This window comes from Desulfolutivibrio sp. (assembly GCF_036584575.1).
Classification (GTDB): Bacteria; Desulfobacterota; Desulfovibrionia; order Desulfovibrionales; family Desulfovibrionaceae; genus Desulfolutivibrio.
The window spans coordinates 1-19,279 of sequence record NZ_JAZHDB010000119.1; the positions used below are offsets into that span (position 1 = coordinate 1).

13 protein-coding genes and 1 pseudogene are annotated in these 19,279 nt (G+C 59.7%); 8 read left to right on the top strand and 6 right to left on the bottom strand.

What is annotated here, in order from left to right:
• The first annotated feature begins 278 nt into the window (after positions 1-278).
• The 3 genes from V3572_RS09340 to V3572_RS09350 all read left to right on the top strand — a co-directional run bounded on the left by V3572_RS09340 (position 279) and on the right by V3572_RS09350 (position 4,296).
• Complete coding sequence (locus tag V3572_RS09340) at positions 279-647, top strand: Hpt domain-containing protein (protein WP_332110725.1); 369 nt, start codon at positions 279-281, stop codon at positions 645-647.
• 369 nt (positions 648-1,016) lie between these two features.
• On the top strand, positions 1,017-2,549 hold the full coding sequence (locus V3572_RS09345; protein ID WP_332110726.1) for a S8 family peptidase: 1,533 nt from the start codon (positions 1,017-1,019) through the stop codon (positions 2,547-2,549).
• Between the two features lie 211 nt (positions 2,550-2,760).
• Positions 2,761-4,296 (top strand): S8 family peptidase, encoded by a 1,536-nt coding sequence (locus V3572_RS09350; RefSeq protein ID WP_332110727.1) that lies wholly within the window; start codon positions 2,761-2,763, stop codon positions 4,294-4,296.
• A 216-nt stretch (positions 4,297-4,512) separates the two neighbouring features.
• Here the strand turns inward: V3572_RS09350 and V3572_RS09355 are convergent, their stop codons facing one another.
• The 5 genes and pseudogenes from V3572_RS09355 to V3572_RS09375 form a co-directional block, all read right to left on the bottom strand.
• Positions 4,513-4,638: a hypothetical protein gene (locus V3572_RS09355; RefSeq protein ID WP_332110728.1), complete on the bottom strand. Its 126-nt coding sequence runs from the start codon at positions 4,636-4,638 to the stop codon at positions 4,513-4,515.
• A 216-nt stretch (positions 4,639-4,854) separates the two neighbouring features.
• Positions 4,855-6,062 (bottom strand): annotated as a pseudogene (locus tag V3572_RS09360) (IS3 family transposase); the annotation flags it as partial.
• Between the two features lie 26 nt (positions 6,063-6,088).
• Positions 6,089-7,732 carry a carbon starvation CstA family protein gene (locus V3572_RS09365; protein ID WP_332110730.1) on the bottom strand — a complete coding sequence of 548 codons (1,644 nt, stop codon included), beginning with the start codon at positions 7,730-7,732 and terminating at the stop codon, positions 6,089-6,091.
• A 224-nt stretch (positions 7,733-7,956) separates the two neighbouring features.
• On the bottom strand, positions 7,957-8,409 hold the full coding sequence (locus tag V3572_RS09370) for a hypothetical protein (RefSeq protein WP_332110731.1): 453 nt from the start codon (positions 8,407-8,409) through the stop codon (positions 7,957-7,959).
• A complete protein-coding gene (locus V3572_RS09375) occupies positions 8,399-10,405 on the bottom strand; it encodes a GNAT family N-acetyltransferase (protein WP_332110732.1) in 2,007 nt (668 codons plus the stop codon). The genes V3572_RS09370 and V3572_RS09375 overlap by 11 nt, the downstream gene beginning before the upstream one ends.
• 401 nt (positions 10,406-10,806) lie before the next feature.
• Here V3572_RS09375 and V3572_RS09380 point away from each other — a divergent pair, with 401 nt between their 5' ends.
• Together V3572_RS09380 and V3572_RS09385 are read left to right on the top strand one after the other, a co-directional pair.
• Positions 10,807-11,070, top strand: a complete 264-nt coding sequence (locus V3572_RS09380; protein ID WP_332110733.1) for a BrnT family toxin — start codon at positions 10,807-10,809, stop codon at positions 11,068-11,070.
• Positions 11,060-11,416: a BrnA antitoxin family protein gene (locus V3572_RS09385; protein WP_332110734.1), complete on the top strand. Its 357-nt coding sequence runs from the start codon at positions 11,060-11,062 to the stop codon at positions 11,414-11,416. Before V3572_RS09380 ends, V3572_RS09385 begins: the two co-directional genes overlap by 11 nt.
• A 188-nt stretch (positions 11,417-11,604) precedes the next feature.
• Here V3572_RS09385 and V3572_RS09390 read toward each other — a convergent pair whose 3' ends face one another.
• Complete coding sequence (locus V3572_RS09390) at positions 11,605-13,866, bottom strand: cation:dicarboxylate symporter family transporter (RefSeq protein ID WP_332110735.1); 2,262 nt, start codon at positions 13,864-13,866, stop codon at positions 11,605-11,607.
• 161 nt (positions 13,867-14,027) lie between these two features.
• Here V3572_RS09390 and V3572_RS09395 point away from each other — a divergent pair, with 161 nt between their 5' ends.
• The 3 genes from V3572_RS09395 (at position 14,028) to V3572_RS09405 (ending at position 19,217) form a co-directional block, all read left to right on the top strand.
• A complete protein-coding gene (locus V3572_RS09395) occupies positions 14,028-14,249 on the top strand; it encodes a hypothetical protein (RefSeq protein WP_332110736.1) in 222 nt (73 codons plus the stop codon).
• Between the two features lie 233 nt (positions 14,250-14,482).
• Positions 14,483-17,227 carry a glycosyltransferase gene (locus tag V3572_RS09400; protein WP_332110737.1) on the top strand — a complete coding sequence of 915 codons (2,745 nt, stop codon included), beginning with the start codon at positions 14,483-14,485 and terminating at the stop codon, positions 17,225-17,227.
• Positions 17,228-17,441: 214 nt separating this feature from the next.
• Entirely contained in the window at positions 17,442-19,217 is a 1,776-nt protein-coding gene (locus tag V3572_RS09405; protein ID WP_332110738.1) for an ABC transporter ATP-binding protein, read from the top strand.
• Positions 19,218-19,279 lie beyond the last annotated feature (62 nt).

Genomic DNA, 19,279 nt, shown 5'->3' on the forward strand with positions numbered 1-19,279 from the left:
GACCGGTGACAGGATCGAAGTCAACGGAAAAGGCATTGTCGAACACAAGATGGAGGCCCGGGAGGGACTGCGGCCCCGGGAGACGGCCCGGCGCGTGGCGGCCCGGGTGCGCGGCTGGAGCGCGGCCCAGGTCTACGATCTGCTGCTTGTTTCCGAGTGATGCGCCGCGTGTCCTGCTTGTGCAACAGGCTGGCACAGGATATGCGATATGGAAAGATATCCGTCCGGCATATGGCCTGACTCCGGGGATGCCGGGGGGTATGGGGGGGACTGTCGACATGATCCACGAAGGGAAGAACTTGATCAATCTTTCCAAAATGCTGGAACGGTTTGATCATGACCGGGAGCTTGTGGGCGAGGTCATGGACGTGTTTGTTGCGGAGACCCCGGAACGGGTGCGGCGGCTGGCCGATGCGGCGAAACAGGGCGACATGGAGCAGCTCGTGCGGCTGGCCCATTCCCTCAAGGGGGTGTGCGGCACCATGCATGCCGAGCCGCTTCGGGAGCTGTCCTACCAGGTGGAGATGGCCGCCCGGGCGGGGAAGGCGCAGGTCGCAAGCGAGCTCGTTCCCCAGGTTCTGATCATGCTCGGGGATCTGTCGCACTATCTGGAGACGGCGGCGGCCGGGGACTTGCCCCCGGGCTGAACCGTTTTCCGGACAGGGCGACAAGGCGTCCGCGACCTTTCGGGAGACGGCGGATCGAGCGATGAAGACATGGCCGCCTGACGCAGGACGTAACGTCAAAAAACGAGAGGGATGGATGAATGGCCGGTGCGGGGGCGCTGGCTTTTTTTTTCCGTTTCGCAGGGGGGCGAAGGCGTCTCCCGTGTTCCACCATCCTTGATGGACGCTGGCTGCAAGCGATGAGACTGGGGAGGCAAGGATGGCGGCAGGAGTGGTGCGGGCGGGATGGGAATGTACAACTGTGTCCGACTCTTGATTTGCGAATTGAAATGAGATTCAGTATGTTTATAGAAATATAATCACGTCTTCACGGTAGCAAAAGGAGAGCATATGAGATTTTATGTCCCCAGGTGTTTCTGCATCGTTTTTGCCGCGATGGTTTTTTTACTGTCTTCCTCCCTGCATTCCGGAATCGGCAGAGCTGCGGAAAGAGGCGCCGACCTCCTGGCCTCCGTCGCGGCCAACGGGAAACTGGTTTCTTCCGGCAACGCCGTGGCGGCGCTCAAAGGCGGGCAGGAGTCGGCCCGGTTCATCGTCATGCTGGCCGAACCGGCCACAACGAAAAAGGGGGCCTCCCTGGCCTCCGAGTCGGCCAAGGCCGAGCGCCGTGGCCAGGTGGCGGCGGTGCTGGACGGCTTTTTGAACCGCAAAAAGGCTGCCGACACAGGGGACGTCACCCGGCGCTTCAGCTACATGCCCGCCTTTGCGGCCACGCTGACCGCCGTCCAGTTGCAGGGCCTTTTGGCCGACGAGGCCGTGGCCTTCATCCGGGAGGACCGCATGAACAAGCCGCAGTTGCGCCAGGGGATTCCGCTTATGGGCGCTTCCGCCACCCGTTCGGAGTTTTCCGGCAAGGGCGTGGCCGTGGCCATCGCCGACACGGGCGTGGATTATAACAACACCTACCTGGGGGCCGCTCCCCTGGCCTCCAACACCAAGGTCATCGGCGGCTACGACGTGGGGCTTTCCAAGGCCGATCCCATGGACGCCGACGGACACGGCACGGCCTGCGCCGGGATCGTGGCCGGAACCATCGGCAACACGGGGGACTATATCGGCGGCGTGGCCCCGGACGCCAAGATTTATGCCCTGAAGATCACCGACGCCACGGGGGATGCCTCGGATTCGGCCATCATGGCGGCCGGGGAGTGGTGCGTCACCCACCAAAACGACGATTCCGAAAATCCCATCATGATCATCAACATCAGCTTCGGAGGCGAACGCTATACCTCCAACTGCGATGCCTCCATGCCGGACTACGCCGCCGCCGTGAACAACATTCTGGCCGCCGGCATCACCGTCTTCGCCTCCTCGGGCAACGACGGCTATTGCAACGCCATGGGCTCCCCGGCCTGCCTGTCCGGGATCGTCTCCGTGGGCGCGGTCTACGACGCCGATTTCGGCGAGTACACCCCCTGCGTGGAGCCGGAATCCTGCGTGACCAAGATCGCGGACGCGGGGTGCGACAGCGGCTATTACACCGAGGACGCCACCGCCGCCGACAAGGTGGCGGCCTATTCCGACGCGGCCTCGTTCCTGACGCTTTTGGCCCCATCCAACCAATGCTACACCCTGCAGTGCGCGGCCCAGGGCTCGACCTTCAACACGGCATTCGGCGGCACCTCGGCCGCCTCTCCCTATGCGGCCGGGGCGGCGGCGGCCCTGCAAAGCGCGGCCAAGGAAGAGCGCGGCGAGTTCCTGACCCCGGCCCAGGTGAAGTCCCTGCTGGTGGGCACGGGCAGGCCCATCACGGACACCAAGGCGGCCGTCACCAAGCCCCGTGTGAACCTCCAGGCGGCCATTGATCGTATGCTCGGGAGAAACGCCACCGCCCCCCAGGGATTGCTGCTTCTCGGAGAATAGGGTGGCGGCGGACGCCCGGGATATTCCCTCGTCCCCGTGTCCGCTGTGGCGCGAGGAGGTTGCGTGCGCCAGGGGTGTGTCTTTGAAACTTGTGCATCCAGGCTTTGGAAATACGTCTTTGAAAGAAGAATGATTTTTAGGAATGCGAACCTGTTTTGGGTGGGACGCAGCACGAGACGACTGACAACCTCGGATGACGCAGGAGATGAGAATGCAATGGAAAACCGCTTCCCGAACGGCACGTTGGGTGTTTTTTCTGGTCATCACCGTGTGCCTTTCTCCGGCCTCCGGGGCGTACGCCCTGGAATCGGGCGGCGCCCTGGCCGAAATCGGGCGGAACGCGAAACTGTTGTCGCCACAGGAGGCCCTGGAACCGTTTGCCTCAGGGGGTGAAACGGGCCGGTTCATCGTCATGCTGGCCGAACCGGCGGACGCGAAAAAAGGGGCGGCCCTGGATACCGAGGCGGCCAAGGCCGCGCTCCGGGCCGAGGTCGCCGCCACCCTGGACGCCTTTTTCTCCCGCAAAAAGTCCGCTGACGCTGGCGAGGTCACCCGGCGCTTCAGCTACATGCCCGCCTTTGCGGCCACGCTTAACGCCGCGCAGCTGCACAGCCTTTTGGCCGACGACGCCGTGGCCTTTGTCCGGGAGGACCGCAAAAACAAACCGAACCTGCGCCAGGGCGTTCCCCTCATGAACGCCAGCGCCACCCGGGCCACATATGCCGGCAAGGGCATCGCCGTGGCCATAAGCGATTCGGGCGTGGACTACATGAACGCCTATCTGGGCAAGGCCGCCATCGGCACGAATACGAAGGTCATCGGCGGCTACGACTTCGTGGACGAGGATGACGACCCCATGGACGCCGACGGCCACGGCACGGCCTGCGCCGGGATCGTGGCCGGGACCATCGGCAATACGGGCGATTACATCGGCGGGGTGGCCCCGGAGGCCAAGATCTACGCCCTGAAGGTCGCCGACGAGGACGGCGCGGACGATTCGGCCATCATCGCCTCCTGGGAATGGTGCATCACCCATCAAAAGGACAACACCGCCAATCCCATCATGATCATCAGCACCAGCCTCGGCGGCGGCCGCTATACCGCGAACTGCGACGGCAGCCTTCCCGACTACGTCAAAGTCGTCAACAAGGTGCGCGCCGCAGGCATCACCATCTTCGTCTCCTCGGGCAACGAGGGCTACTGCAACGCCATGGGCTCGCCGGCCTGCCTGTCCGGCGTCATTTCCGTGGGCGCCGTCTACGACGCCAACGTCGGGACGCAGACCCCCTGCGTGGAGCCGCAATCCTGCCTCACCAAGCATGCGAATCCAGATGATCCCGACTGCCCGTACAATATCGAGGAGTCCAGCGCCGCCGACAAGGTGACGGGTTATTCGGACTCAGCGTCGTTTCTGACGCTTTTGGCCCCGTCCACCCAGTGCTATACCCTGCAATGTTCGGCCAAGGGTTCGACCTTCGACACGGATTTCGGAGGCACCTCGGCGGCCTGCCCCTATGCCGCCGGGGCCGCAGCGGCCTTGCAGCAGGCGGCCAAGACCGTCACCGGGAAATATCTGACCCCGGCCCAGGTGAAAACCTACCTGACCTCCACCGGAAAAAGCGTCACCGACGCCAAGTCGAGCATCGCCACGCCGCGGGTGGATCTCAAGGCCGCCATCAACGCCCTGGCCGGGAGCGGGGGCATGACCGACGTCGCCCCGGGCAATATGCTGCTTCTCGGGGAGTAGGCGGGAACAGCCGGAACAGTCGTGATGACACACGGCCGGGAGGAGACATCCTTCCGGCCGTTTTGACGATGGTTACACCCCGTTTTTTCGAAACCGGGGTTTTGCGCCGCCAGCGGCCAGGCCGTCGGGCGCTGGCGGCGCGAAAATCCCTCACGTTCGACGCGGCATGGCCGCGCCCGGCTCAGGATGTTCGATGTTGGAGGCGATTTGGCCGCATCAGTCGGGAACCACGGCCAGCACCGTGTCCCCGTGGGGGTCGGTCGCCGGGCGGCCGGTTTTGAGCAGCGTCATCCAGCGCCGCACGGCCAGGACCATGACCATGGCCATGAGCAGCATGACCACGATGCCAAGGACGGCCAGCAGGTAGCGGCCCTTGGGCAGATAGTTGCCAAGGATGCTCTGGTAGCCGGTGGAGTTGCCCCCGCTAAACCGGACACCAGTTTAAGAACGTTGGGCACGCACCGCCGCCGTCCCGCCGCCTCCGACGGGCTCGTTTGCGGCCCATTCTCGGCGGCGGGCCGTCGGCTCACTCCGCAGTGACTCGTCAGCGACACACATCCGGATGAACTCACGAGGTGACAGCATCTTCAGCCCTTTGTGCGGATGGATTTCGTTGTAATCCTCGAACCAAGCCGCAAGCTGGCTCAAGACGGTCTGAGCGTCCGGGCGGTCATGGACGTACACGTAATCGCGTTTGAAGGTTTTCACGAACGCCTCGGCCATGCCGTTGCTCTCGGGGCTTCTGACCGGCGTGAACCGGCAGACCAGGCCCAGCCAGGAGGCAAATTCAACGGTTTCTTTGGCCGCGAAGCAGGAACCATTATCTGTAAGCCACTCCACATGTTTCGGGCAACAACTCATGCCGAAACGTTTTTCCACGCATTCCAGCATCATATCCCGCACCATGGCGCCCGAGATGCCGCCTGTCGCGGCCACGAAGCCGATGACTTCCCTATCGCAGCAATCCAAGGCGAACGCCACCCTGACCTTCTGGCTGTTCCAGCATCCAATCTCGAAAGCATCAGCACACCAGCGCAGATTGCGCCGTAGCATGATGACCTTGCCCTCATGAGACCGCTCTGGGCGCTTGCCGGTGTGCCTGGCCAAAAGCAGGCCGTGAAGGCGCATGATCCGATACACGCGCTTGTGGTTCACCCGTGCTTGCCCCAGTTTTACGAGACGCCGGTTCAGGAGGGCGCAGACCCGCCGGTAGCCGTAGGTCAGCCGCCCATCGACGATCTCACGAACCAAAGGCAGCAGGACTTCGTCCTGGGCCTTGGAATAACGGGAAGGACGGTTCCTTGGGCCAGTCGCCAGTCGTTCGGACAACTGCGAACGGGCCACGTCAAACGCCTCCGCCACCCGCTTCACAGGGAATCCTCCTCGAAGGGCAACGGCATGCGCGAGATCAGTTTTTTTTCGCGTGCGATCTCGATGGCTTCCTTGAGGATTTCCACCTCCATCGTCTTCTTGCCCAGAAGTCGTTCCAACTCGCGGACCCGTTTCTTGAGAGCACGATTCTCCGAGGCGCTGACCACCTCGTCGTCCGCCTGGACCGCCACCTTGCCACCTTCGCGCATGAGTTTCCTCCATCGAAAGAGCTGGTTCGGGGCGATACCATGCTTGCGGGCCACATACGAGACGCTCATCCCAGGCCGGGACGACTCCTCAACGATCCGCAATTTCTCCGCTAACGGCCAACGCCTTCGTTGGATCTCGTTGACCACCTCGACCATGGGATACTCGTTAGTACTATGTCTGGACATACCTCTAGCACTACCTCCTCGGTTCGCTAGGGTGTCCGGTCGAATTGGGGGCTACTCCAGCCGGCGACCATGGTGGTTACGGCCATGAAGACCCCGGGCACGGCCGTGGACCAGGCGTAGCGGGCCCGGCCCAGGCGGATGAGCATGGTTGTGCCGATGATCAGCCCGCAGGCGGCCAGGAGTTGGTTGGACATGCCGAAAAGGGGCCAGATGGTGCTGATGTCCCCGGTGTAGACCAGGTATCCCCAGGCCAGGGTGAAGATCGCGCCGCTTAGGGCGATGCCCGGCCACCACTTCTCCCGGCCGAACTTCGGCCAGACCCGCGACAGCATCTCCTGCACGAAAAACCGGCCCACCCTTGTGCCCGTGTCCACGGCCGTCAGGATGAACACGGCCTCGAACATGATGGCGAAGTGGTACCAGTAGGCATCGAGTTCGGTCATAAACGGCAGGGAGGCGAAGATGTAGGCCATGCCCACGGCCCCGCCCGTGCGTCCGTGGAGTTGTTCGCCCACGGCCCGGGACAGGTCGTCCAGGTTGACCGTCGTCAGCCCCATGTTGGCGAAGACCTCCGGGGACGCGTTGATGGCGAAATAGTCCGCCGGGACCAGCACGCAGGCCGCAATGAGCGCCATGATCGCCACCAGCCCCTCCACCAGCATGGCCCCGTAGCCCACGAACAGGATGTCCCGTTCGTTGCCGATCATTTTGGGTGTGGTGCCCGTGCCGATGATGGCGTGGAACCCCGACAGCGCCCCGCAGGCGATGGTGATGAACACGAAGGGGTAGACCGCGCCCGGGATGATGGGGCCGCCGCCGTGGATGAAAGGCGTCAGGGCGGGCATGGACAGGTCGGGGCGCACCCACAGGATGCCCAGGGCCAGAAGCCCGATGGTGCCGATTTTTAAGTAGGTCGAGAGGTCGTCGCGCGGACACAGCAAAAGCCACACCGGCAGGGTCGAGGCCACGAGGCCGTAGACCGGAATGAGGATGGACAGTTCCTTGCGGGAAAAGGTGAACCACGCGGACAGGGTCGGATGCGAGGCCACGTAGGGACCGGCCAGGATGGTCAGAAAGAGCAGGACCACGCCCAAAAGGCTGGCCCCGCGCACATCGCCGCGCCGCCAGACGTGCAGGTACAGCCCCATGAGGATGGCGATGGGGATGGTGGCCGTGACGGTGAAGGCGCCCCATGGGCTGTCGTGCATGGCCCCGACCACGGCCAGGCTTAAGCCCGCCAGGGTCAGGATCAGGATGAACAGCACGGCCACGGCGGCCGCCCTGCCGGCGAACTCGCCGATCTCCAGGCGGGCGATGCGGCCCAGGCTTCTGCCCTTGTGGCGCACGGAGCAAAAAAGCACCACCATGTCATGCACCCCCCCGGCCAGGACGCAGCCGATGAGGATCAACAGGGCCCCGGGCAGATAGCCGTACTGGGCGGCCAGGACCGGCCCCAGAAGGGGGCCTGCCGCGGCGATGGCCGCGAAGTGGTGCCCAAAGAGCACGAAGCGGTCGGTTTTGACGTAGTCCACGCCGTCGCCCATGGCCACGGCCGGGGTGGGGCGGCCGGGGTCCAGGCGCAGCATGCGGCGGGCCAGAAATAGCCCGTAGAACCGGTAGCCGATGGCGAACAGGCACAGGGCGGCAAAAACCAGGGTGAAGGCGTTCATGGATGATTCCTTATTAGGAAGGTCATGTGACGAACGGTTGCGAGCCTTCCGTCTGAAATGGTAACCGTCGCGTTCATGGTAGGCATTATTATAAAAAAGCAGAGATTATAATATTTGGTAAAAATTATTTGAGGGAGTAAAGAAAGTTGCGTGATTAAGAATTGTGTATAGTAGTAATGCAATTGGAGACATGGTATGCATTTCCAGTGTGCAAATTATGATGTTTAGGGGTGGTTAATGAATTTAGTGTTTGTGTTGTGATTATGTAATAGCGCATCAATGTCATTTCTAAGATATATAAATGATTGTGGAGGGTGAAATTTTGGAAGTATTTTTTTTATAAAATTCAATGATAACGAAAATGGTAATGGTATGAATTCTTTAAAATGAATAGAGTATCCAAGCTGTCTCCCTGAAAAATATGAAAAAAAACTATCTTTGTCTAGTGTTGACAGCTCACCAGCAATGTCCCATAAGTGTATGATGGGCATTTTATAAATCTTTTCAATTTGAAAATAACCAATGATTTCTTTTGTTGGTGCAGGTACGTATATATAAACTCGAGAACCTTCCTTTCCACAGGGGAAAATCCTTCTTAGTTCAACTCGTTTAGTTCCTAATCGAATTTTATTTGCAAAATTATCTTTTACAGATATAAGGATGTTTCTATTTTGCATGGCCTATACCGGTTCTGTAGATCTTCGTAAATGAAGAATGACATATTTCGAATGGTGACACGGGGTTAAAGTTCCTATTTTCATAATCATTGATCGTGCTTGATAAGAAGTTGTAAGTTGGCATATTGTCAAATATTTCAGTTTTTGAAAATTCAATTACCATTAGTTTGGTGTTAGAATCATTGCTTGATAGTTTAGATATGTCGTTCCATGTATAAACTCCGAATCTCTCGTATTTTTTATATAGTTCTTTGGCGGTGCCAATCTCAACTTGATTAATAAACGAGAGTCCAATTGCGCATTTGCTTGGTCCAGATTTGTTGTTTGTGCTTATATACCAGATAATCCTTCCAGGAGATTTTATATTTATACCTTTGTTTGATCTGTAGTAAGCTCTTCGCGTTTGCATCATGGCATAATGTTTCCCAAATAACGATAATTGGTGCCATCGACTGGATATTAGCTTGCTTGCCCATGCGGGCTTGATTGGTATTATATATACAGGAATCTTAAGATCGTCTAGCTTCCTTGGCCATAGAACATGTTCAAGATCGATCAGACTCGTTGTGTTAAAGCAAGCGTCTTTATGAATACAGGCTATCTTAAGAGCGTCGCTAGTAGATAAAAATCCTTTACCGAGTGGTTTAGTAAAAAATCCGTTCCTAATTTGAAATCCTGCGGACCCAAGAGCTTGTTCAACGAGCCTTCCGCATGCATTGTCGGTAACGGACACGTATTCTATGCCATCTGCCATACAGCTCTGTAGTATACTTTCGATAATATGGATACTGAGCGTATGCATATGCTTGATAGATTTTTTTAATCTTATGACTCGAATTGTTAGTTTGTTGTCTGACTTCAATTGTACACACATGCCAATTTCAGAGTAATGTGCAATAATTTTAAACATGCTAAAATTTTCAGCATTAGATGGTTTGATGCGGAAGTATGTTAAGAATGAACTCTTGTTTTCATTTGCACCTTTGTATTCATAAAATAAATCTAAAATTTTTAGCTGTGTAATTGGTCTAAATGTAACATCTGAATTTGAAAGGTATCCTGGAAAATAAATGTCACTGCCAGCTAGATTACAATAATTGATAATGAATTCAGTTGGAGTAAAAACAAAAATTCCAAATTCTCTTTGTATACTTTCGGAATGGCAGGTTAGTCCTGTATCTTTTGTTATAAAATATTCTGCGTTATTATGAATTGCTGACGCAAGTTGTTTTGCGTCGTCAATATTCGATTTTCCTATTATGCTGAGAATTGAATTAATAATGCTTGGATCATTACAGATTTTAATATGACGTATTGAGTCAAGTTGTTGTCTTGTTTGTAATCTTCGATCCTTGTCTTTATTTCTATTTGCTTCTGTATAGGAATGCTCAGATATCCTGTAATCAATTTCATCTGAGTATGTAAATGATAATAATGCTTTGCTTTCGTTCTCGCTGCTAGAGGCGATATCAATTACTATGTTTAAATCAATGACAGCTAGTGGCTTGCTACTTTCCGGTTTGAGTGAAAGAAGGGACAGTCGATGGTGGTATTCAAATAATGTTAATGTTGAAGGGGTAGATCCCCGGCCATTAATTTCACTTTTTGCGATAAATCCATTGGATTCCCAGAAATGATCAATTCTATAATCTCTACGGCATTTAACAATGATGCTGTTTAGATGAGTAGTTGTTTTCTTCAGGTATGAAATCAGAGCATTCCCAACGCCGTGTTTTCTCCATTCTGGTGCTACACAAACATGGGCTAATCTGCAAATATTATTTTGTTTAATAGCAAATAGTAAATATCCGATTGTTTTAAATTTAGATGATATCGCTATTATAATAGAGCCACGTTCAGCATAATCAATAAATGCTTGCTCTGGGAGGAATCCCAGGGTTTTCTTTTGGCTGTCACCAAGAAGAATTACTTCGCCAACCAATTCATAATGATCTTTTATGTTGGCGATTTTGTATGTGATGTTGTTTTCTGACATGTTGTTTACTTAATATGAGAAGGTATATTTATGTAATGTTTACAAACAGTGCCTAATTATTATGGTCTAGGAAGATAAGCCTTGGGATGTTTAGTTTCGGTATATATGTATTGTATATTGAAATAAAGAATACAGGTGGGTGTTGTTACTCGCTACTAATGTATACACTTACTGAATACGAGACTTTCATAATTATTAACATGTTGCCATATGCATGTAAAGTTCCGCTGATAGGTGTCGGTCTTGCCGAGTATGTGGCGGTTAGAATTGTTTTGCTATATACAATTAAATATCAGGTGTTAGTTATTTCAGTACACGCTGGCAGCCGAAGCTGCTGATCTTTGTTTCTTACGACCTACTTTACCCTTGCCTTATGGTCATTTCGTCTATACATTCTGCCCATGCAGTTTGAGTGGGACGAGGCCAAACGGCAGGCAAACATCACGAAACACGGCCTGGACTTTGTGGAGGCCGTGGCCGTGCTCGAAGATGCGCCCACGCTTTTCGTCGACGACCGCTTTGATTACGGCGAACCCCGCTGCATCGCCATCGGAGAGGCCAAAGGCCGACCACTGGTGGTGGCGTTTACGATGCGAGACGGCGTCTTCCGCATCATCTCCGTGCGCAAGGCCAACGTCAGGGAAAGGAGGAAACATGCCGACTGAAAGGATCGTAAACGGCAAGACCATCACCCGGTATACCGCCAAGGAGGCCAAAAACCTCCCGTCGCAATCGGACTGGCCGCGTGTCGACGCCATGACCGACGCGGAACTGACCGAAAACGCCATCTCCGACGCGGACAACCCGTTACTTGACGATGCGTTTTTCGCGCGGGCCGCCCGGGTGCGCCTGGAAGACTTCATGCCGGAGACCAAGGAAAAGGTCTGCCTGCGTTTGGATCGGGACGTCGTGGCCTGGTTCCGCGCCCGGAAGAAAAAGGGCTACCAGACGGCCATCAATGCGGCGCTACGGGCGTTTATCGCCAGCCAGTCCACCGGGCAGGAACGCTAGCCGCCAACACGATCCGCCCTGTCCCGCGCGCGCATCCGCACCCGGCGGATGGCCTACCGCAACCACCAAAAAGCGCCCCGGTCCCCCCGCGCGCAACCGTACCCGCCCGATTTCCCGCGACACCCGCACGCCTTCGCCCCACGGGGCTTTTCCATTCCCGCCTCCCGGCGCAACCCTGGAGCCGGGCCTTATCCGGCAGGCTGCTCCACGTCGCCGCAGGCCTCCGGCACGGGCTTGGCCTTGTCCACCACAAGCGTCGCCACTCCGCATCCGAAAAGGGCCTGGACGCCCGATATGATCGGGTCCACGATGGAGACGGCGGCCATGCCCACCACCACCGCCGGTTCCAGCGGCAACCCCAGGGGGCCGCAGATGATGGCCAGGAGCAGGACATAGGACAGGCCGATGGTGCCGATGGCCGACACCACGCACAGCAGCGCCAGGACGGCGATGGCCAGATATTGCCCCGGCGTGAACGACACGCCGAAGGCCTGGCCCACGAAGACCGGGGTCAGGGCGAAAAACGCCGCGTAGGCGTAATGGCACACCAAAAGAGCGAAGGGATAGGCGGCCGTGATCTGCGCCCGGTCGATCTGCGGATAGTTTTGCAGCCTCTCCAGGCCGATGGGCATGGAAATGACGCTGCTGCGGGTTGAAAAGGACAAAAGAAAGATCGGCCCGAAATCCCTCCAGACGGCCGCAATCGGAATCCCGAGTTTCCAGCGGAGCAGTACAAGAGCCAGCAGGCCGCCGGGAAGAAAGGCCAGGGTCAGGCACACCACCAGACGCAGGATGGCCAGCATGAGTTCGAGGCCGGTCGAGGCGATGAAGTCGAGGGACAGGGCGTAGAGGGCGAAGGGCAACAGGTAGAGGGACATGCGGATCATGGTCGTGAAGGACTCCAGGACGGTGTCCATGATGTCGATCAGGGTCGTCTTGGCCTGTTTTTTCCCCGCCGCCACCGCCACCCCGAAAAATATGGCCACGAAGAGCACGGCCAGATTCTCGTTGTTGACCATGGGGGCCAGCAGGTTGTCGGGGACGATGGTGTCCACCATATTCATAAGCTGATCGTACAGGTCGCCGCCGGGTTGCGCCGCCTGCATCCCCTTGTTCATGGAGGCCAAAAGTCCTTGCGCCTCCTTGGAGAAATCCGCCCCGGGCCTGCCCACGATGCCGATGCCGACGCCCAGAAGCGCTGCGCCAAGCAGCAGCAGCGGCGTCCACACGAGCAGGCGTTTCACGAGCCTGGCGTTGCCGCCGCAGGCCAGAAGCCGGTAGGTGCTGGTGACGATGGCCGCGACCATGATCGGCAACACGCACATGCGCCAGAATCCCATGTACAGCCCGGCCGGGCGGGAGAGGTAGGCGGCCAGGAACGGGAAATACAGGCCGGTCAGGCCGCCGAGCCCCATGGCCGCCAGCACCGTCCAGGGCGACAACAGCCAGTGCTGGGCGGAAGGCCTGCGCGCCACCGTCGCCCACAGGACGCCCAGCACCAGGATGTGCAGCAAGGCGACCAGGGCGATGTCCTGCATGGCCAGGCGTTCGCCCTGCGGCCCGGGCTCGGTTACGGGGAGCGTTTCCTCTTGAGCCGACCCCGCAGGCCCCATGTACTGGTCGATGATCTCCCGCGGCGTCGCCTTGGGACGCGAGGGATGGACCTCCAAATAGTCGTTGATGAAGCGCAAGAGATCAGGCCGTCCCGGGCTGACTGCGATGGCGCAGGGATCGTCCAGGCTCGGGGCAAGGCGGTCGATCTTGTAGAGCAGCCCCGGGTCGGCATGCACGGCAATCTCGAAGATGGACTCTCCGACCATGATCAGGTCGGCTTGGCCCTCGTAGGCCATGGCCATGGCCGCCTGGGAGGAGGGGGCGAACACGATCTCGGCCCTGGGGAAAAGCTCCCTGGCCAGAGGTTCCAGGGAGGAGCGGGCCATGGTGGCGATCCGGAAGCCGGGTGCGTCGAAATGGCCCGCCACATCCTGCACCGAATTCAGGCTGGCGGCGTCGATGCGGTTTTGGGCCATGGCCAGCCGGTTGGCGGCGAAGACGATGTGGGAGAGGACATAGGTGCGGCTCAAAAAGACCCGCTGTGTGCGGGCCATGTTTTTGGTCAACTCGCTTAGGCCGATATCCACGGTCATGGCGGCCACGGCGTCCACCAGGCCGTCCCAGCCGCCGGGAATCCTGACGAACTCCGGCCGGACGCCGAGGGCCGCCGCCAACTGGCGGGCCAAGTCCACGTCAAAGCCCGTCAGGCGGCCGTCTTGCTCGAAGACGAAGGGGGGGGCCTGGGCGTCGATGACGCCGACTCGCAAGACCCCGGAGTGCTGAATCTCCTGGATGTCGCCCGGCATGGCCGACGCATGCGGCCCGGCGCCAAGGCAGGGCAGCGCCATGAGGAAGATCAAGGACGACAGGCTGACGATCCGAAACACATGCCGCATGTCCCGCTCCAGGGAAGAGGTTGCAGGGGATATTTCGCCATACCTTCCTGCGGGTTTTGTGGCAACACCCGGCTGGCCCGGAGAGGCGGGCCATGGTGTGACCGGATGGGGCCGCGCATGATCCGACCGATGCCGATAGGTCTTTGAGAGGAGGGCTGGGCATGAAACGATCTCTGTTGGAACTCACGAAAACGCCCCGTACTGGCGGATTGTGGGATATTCACGCCGTCGCCACGGCGATAGCGGAGGCGTCCGCAGCAGGCATCCCGGCCAAGCCCTGCGTCGGCCCTCCCGACGCCTCGGGCAGGGGCCGCCATCCCCGGCGCGACGCGGGTTTTTGGTCCGTTTCGTCCGCACCGTTCGCGCCGGTTACGATATCGTAACCGGACCTTGCCCAAAGGGGGTAATTTTCGTCCTCGACGGGGCCTGCGGGCGGGGGGCGAAGGTCCGAAACCCCCGCCGGGACACGTGTGCAATATCCGGCACGATGCTTGCTCTCTGGGGCTCGCCTGGCCGTGCCAAGCGGTTTCGGGAAAGACGACGACCAGTCCGGGGAATCCCCCGGAATCATAAAAAAGCGGGGAACCAAGCCCCCGCAACCAGGAGCGAAACATCCATGTTCCAGATCGAAGAGGGTCTCGCCATCGCCCCCATGGAGCGCGTGCGCGCCCACGGCCGCTATCTGTTCGCCGGAGACGATAAATTCTTCATCAAGGGCGTCACCTACGGTCCCTTTCCCGAGAATGAAAACGGCGAGCCCCTGCCCGAGCGGGAGCGCGTGGTGCGCGACTTCGAGATGATGCGCGCCGCCGGGGTGAACACCATCCGCGTGTATTACGTCCCCCCCCGCTGGTTCCTGGACCTGGCCCAGAGCCTGGGCGTGCGGGTCATGGTGGGCATCCCCTGGCCCCAGCACCTGTGTTTCCTGGACCAGTGGGAGGTCAAGGAAGAGATCAAAAAGGTCATCCGCGAGACCGTCGCCCCCCTGGCCGGACACCCGGCCATCCTGGCCTGGCTCATCGGCAACGAGATTCCCTCGCACATCGTGCGCTGGCACGGGGCCAAAAAGATCGAGAAGTTTTTGGGCAGGCTGGCCGCCATCGTGCGCGAGGAAGACCCCGAGGGCATGGTGACCTACGCCAACTATCCGTCCACGGAATACCTGCGCCTGCCGTTTTTGGATTTCCTGTCGGTCAACGTCTATCTGCATGACGAAAAGGCCTTCCGGTCCTACGTCAAGCGCCTGCAGAACGTGGCCGGGGATCTGCCCCTGGTTCTGTCCGAGTTCGGCATGGACTCCATCCGCCAGGGCGAGGAGCACGTGGCCGAAACCCTGGCCTGGCAGCTTCGGGCCGCCTTCGAACTCGGCGTCTCGGGCACCATGGTCTTCGCCTGGACCGACGAGTGGTTCACCGGCGGCAACCTGATCGAGGACTGGGCCTTCGGCATGGTGGACGCCAGCCGCAACCCCAAGCCCGCCTATGAGGCCGTGGCCGAGGTCTACCGGCAGCGCCTGCCGCTTCTGCCCGCCGAGACGCCGCTTATCTCCGTGGTGATTTGCGCCTACAACGCCGACTCCACCATGGACGGCTGCCTGGCGTCCTTCCAGAAGCTGGCCTATCCCAACTTCGAGGTCATCGTGGTCGACGACGGCTCGACGGATAAAACCGGCGAGATCTCCGACCGCTACGCGGCCAAGTATCCGTACATCCATGTCATCCATCAGCCCAACCTGGGCCTGTCCGCCGCCCGCAACGTGGGCATGAACGCCTCCCGGGGCGAGATCCTGGCCTACACCGATTCCGACTGCTACGTGGACCCGGACTGGCTGACTTACATGGCCTGGGCCTTTACCGATCCGCGCTTCATGGCCGTGGGCGGCCCCAACCTGCCCCCGCCCGAGGACAACCGCACCTCGGCCTGTGTGGCCGTCTCCCCGGGCGCGCCCACCCACGTCCTTTTGACCGACGAGGTGGCCGAGCACATCCCGGGCTGCAACATGGCCTATCGCCGCGAAAAGCTCATGGAGATAGGCGGCTTCGACGCCACCTACCGGGCCGCAGGCGACGACGTGGACGTGTGCTGGCGGTTGCAGAACGAAGGCTACATCATCGGATTCTGCGCGGCCATGATGGTCTGGCATCACCGCCGCAACACCGTCTCGGCCTACATCAAGCAGCAAAACGGCTACGGCCGGGCCGAGGCCCTGCTTTTGCCCAAGCACCGGGACCGCTTCAACGTCCTGGGCAACTCCCGCTGGGCCGGGCGCATCTACGGCGACATCGGCGGCTGCCTTCTGGCCAACCGCCCCATCATCTATCACGGCGTCTTCGGCATGGGCCTCTTCCAGACCCTCTATGAGCCCAAGGGCAGCCTCGTGGCCTACCTGCCCCTGTCCATGGAATGGATGGTCCTGGCCCTGGCCCTCATGGTGGCCACGCCCTTCGTGCCGGTCCTGGGGGTTCTCGGGCTGGCCATGGCCGTGACCTCCATGGCCTTTGTCGGGCATCGGGCCAGCAAGGCCAAGCTTCCGGATCGCCACAACACCCTGGCCGCCCGGCTGACCATCGCCGGACTGACGCTTCTTCAGCCGCTGTGCCGGGGCTGGACCCGTTACAAGACCGTGTGGCAGTTGCGCAAGAGCGCTTCCCAGGCCGTGTGCCCCGTGCCCCTGGCCGAGGACATGCCCCACGACGAGCGCGAGATGCCGCGGGTGGGCCTGGTGCGCAAGGTCTCCGAGATCGCGGGGGTCTTCTCCCACCGCCTGACCTTCCACCGCTTCTTCTGGAACAACAAGGGCGTGGAGCGCGAACAGCTTCTGTCCCACATCCTGTCGGTCTTAACCGGCCTGCACATGCCCTATGCCGCCGACACCGGGTTCTCCTCCATCTCCTCGGTGCCGCCTTGGGATCTGACCACCAAGACCGGCCTGTGGACCAGACTGAAGCTGCGGGTCACGGCCGAAAACCATGGCGGCTACAAGCGGTTCGTGCGCCTGGCCGGAACCATCCTGCCCAGCAAGCGTTCCCTGCTCATCCTGGCCGGATTGACCGCCGCCGCCATCGCCATCCTGCCCCTGTCCAGCTATGCGGCCATGGCCGTGGCCACCACGGCCGCGCTGTTCGCCGGATGGATGCTGTGGGGCCTGTACCGGGCCGCTGTCCTGGTGACCATGCTGGTGCAGTATCTCATGGTGCGCGGCCCCGGCGGCTCCCTGGAAGAGCCCATTGAGGAAGTCGTGGAAAAGCGCCGGGTCAAGGCCCCGTCCCGCCGCGTTGCGGCCGGCGAGGGCGATGTGGAAGACCTGGCCGGGCTGCTTCCCGCATCCGGGGAAAAGACCGAAAACGTGCTGGCCGCCTAGGGACCATGCATGATAGCAACTGGGGCGCGTCGCCTGTGCGGCGTGCCCCAGTGTTGCGTCCGCTCCCGGTGGAAAAACGCATGCCGCGCGGCGGTCGACGATCAGGTTCCGTCTCCTGGCGGCAACGATACGAAACCCTGCGGCGGCGCACGACGCGCCGATCCTGACGACGCGCCGGTTTCGGCCAACGCAAAACGCACAAGGCTCGTCCCCCATGCCCGTATTCCTGCGCCTTCTGGCCTATCTTCGGCCCTATAGGCTGACGTTTGTCCTGTGTCTGGGACTGGTGGGCCTGATCAGCGCCATGGAGCTGCTCAAACCCTGGCCGCTCAAGCTCGCCGTGGACCAGATCATCGGCCGCACCCCCCTGGCGCTCTGGGGCTGGACCTTCGATCCCGCCACCATCAGCCTCTCCCTGCAACTGGCCACGGTGGTGGGGCTGCTCCTGGCCGTCCACTTCCTGGTGGGGTTCGCCCAGCTTTTAAACAACTACCTGACCATCCGCATGGGCCAGAACATGGTCCAGGATCTGCGTTGCGACCTTTTCCAGCACTTGCAGCGCCAATCCCTGCTCTTTCACCAGAAATGGCCCACCGGCGACCTCATCTACCGCATCATGGGCGATACCTATTCCGTGCAGACCCTGCTCATGAACGGGGTGTTCACCACGCTCACCAGCACCGCCATGCTCATCGGCATGCTCGTGGTCTGCCTGCGCATGGACGTGGAGCTGACCATCTATGCCGTGTGCATCATCCCGTTCCTTTTCCTGGCCATCTCCCGGGTCAGCCGCCGCATCGGCGACCTGACCACCGAGACCCACATGAAGGAAAGCCAGGTCTATACCACGGTGGAGCGCATCTTCTCGTCCATCTCCCTGGTCCAGGCCTTCGCCCGGGAGGAAGAGGAGAAAAAACGCTTCGTGGCCGAGTCGCAGCACTCCTTCGACCGCAAGCTCTCCCTCTACGCCCTGCAAACCATCTACGGCTGGCTCATCGGCGGCATCACCGCCGTGGGCACGGCCCTGGTGCTGTACATCGGCGTCAGCCACGTCCTGGACGGGTCGCTCTCCACCGGCGAACTGCTGATTTTCATTTCCTACCTGGCCACCCTCTACACCCCCTTAAGCAGCTTAAGCACCACCGTGGCCGGCATCCGGGGGTCTTTGGCCCAGGCCAAGCGGGTCATCGACGTCATGAGCATGGACCAGTCCGTCCATGAAGATCCCGACGCCGCGCCCCTGGCCGTGACCGACTGCCAGGTCCGCTTCGAGGGCGTCAGCTTCGGCTACGACCCGGAAAAACCCGTGCTCACCGACGTCGCCTTCGCCTGCCCCGGCGGCTCCACCGTGGCCGTGGTGGGCCAAACCGGCGCGGGCAAGACCTCGCTCATCAGTCTCCTCCTACGTTTCTACGACCCCCAACAAGGGTCCATCACCATCGACGGCCAGGACTTGCGCCGGGTGACCCTCAAAAGCCTGCGCGAGAAGATCGCCATCGTGCTTCAGGAAACCCAGCTCTTTCCCATGTCCGTCCATGAAAACATCGCCTACGGCAAGCGCAAGGCCAGCCGCGAGGAGGTCGTGCGGGCCGCCACCCTGGCCAATGCCCATGACTTCATCACCTCCCTGCCCGAGGGCTACGACACGCTGCTTGGCGAACGCGGCGCGAACCTCTCGGGCGGACAGCGCCAACGCCTGGCCATCGCCCGGGCCCTGCTCAAGGACGCGCCGCTTCTGATTCTGGACGAGCCCACCTCGGCCCTGGACGCCGAAACCGAGGCGCTGATCATGCAAGGACTGGAACGGCTCATGACCAACCGGACCACGTTCATCATCGCCCACCGCCTGTCCATGATGCGCCGGGCCGACCTCATCCTGGTCATAAAAGACAAGCATATCAAGGAAATGGGTACCTTCGATGAACTCATGCAGGCTGGCGGCGAATTCGCCCGGCTGCATGGCATCCAGATGGGGACCATCCCGGCCTAAGAGCCCGTCTATTTCCGGACGACGGACGTGACCGGGATCGTGGAGTTGCCCGAGGGCGTAGA